This is a genomic window from Streptococcus sp. k-378, assembly GCF_013277505.1.
In the GTDB taxonomy this organism is placed as follows: Bacteria; Bacillota; Bacilli; order Lactobacillales; family Streptococcaceae; genus Streptococcus; species Streptococcus pseudopneumoniae.
Genome location: NZ_VMNC01000176.1, coordinates 1 through 1,150, shown reverse-complemented (window position 1 = coordinate 1,150; position 1,150 = coordinate 1). Strand labels below are relative to the sequence as shown.

1 protein-coding gene is annotated in these 1,150 nt (G+C 39.2%); it reads left to right on the top strand.

The features are described from left to right. Positions 1-716: LPXTG cell wall anchor domain-containing protein (locus tag HT719_RS11260; protein ID WP_172929246.1), on the top strand; the 716-nt coding region annotated here is incomplete at its 5' end. Positions 717-1,150 lie beyond the last annotated feature (434 nt).

The following is a 1,150-nucleotide window of genomic DNA, read 5'->3' as shown; positions in this document are numbered from 1 at the left end:
CAGATGGCGATGGCTTCACAGATAAAGAAGAAGTAGAAAAAGGAACAAATCCGAAAGATCCAAACTCGAAACCAGAATCTAAACCAGTAGGTGCATCAACTAAGGATTCAGATAGTGTTAAAGATCCATCAGTAACATCGGTTAAAGATCCAAGCAACTTGACTGATGCAGAAAGAGCTAAGGTAGCCGAAGAAGTTAAGAAATCTAACCCAACTGCAACAGATGTTAAAGTAGGTAAAGATGGAACAATAACTGTAACCTTCCCAGATGGCTCAACAGCAGTAATTCCAGCAGCTAAAGCAGTTGAGAAAGCTAAAGATGCAGATAGTGTTAAGGATCCGTCAGCAACACCAGTTAAAGATCCAAGCAACTTGACTGACGCAGAAAAAGCTAAGGTAGCCGAAGAAGTTAAGAAATCTAACCCAACTGCGAAAGATATTAAGGTAAACAAAGACGGATCAGTAGTTGTAACCTTTGAAGATGGTACTACATCTGTTATTCCAGCAGATAAGACAGTCAAGAAATCAGATAGTTCAGTAGCAGTTAATCCAGCTACCAACCAAGATTCACCTGCTCAAGCACCAGCTGAGAAAGCAGGAGCGAAAGAATTGCCAAATACTGGTACAGAACAATCTAGCGCTTCACTTGCTCTAGCACTTCTTGCAGCAGCAACAGGGGGACTCCTTATCGCGAAAAAACGCAAGGAAGAAGAGTAAGAAATTACTTTGATAAAATAATTCATAGGATAAACATTCTGTAAATTTAACGAAAATAGATTGGAACACTATGTTCTAGTCGCCCCCAAAAGGATAGCATCTCCGAGAGGAGATGTTATCCTTTTTTACTAGTGAATCAAATGATATAGTGGATTGAATTTATAATAGTACGGTAAGCGCGTCATAACAAGGTATCTATCATTCATGGAGTTCCTCCTGTATACTATTCGTAAAGTAAAACTATTGGAAGATATTTTAATGCCACAACCTATTGTTCCTGTAGAGATTCCACAATCTCGAAATGATAGAAGAGCTTTTGGATAAGGTGTTGCTCTATGACAATTCATCTATCTAGCCTAGGGCAGGTCTATCTCGTATGTGGGAAAACGGATATGAGACAAGGCATTGATTCACTGGCTTATCTCATTAAAACC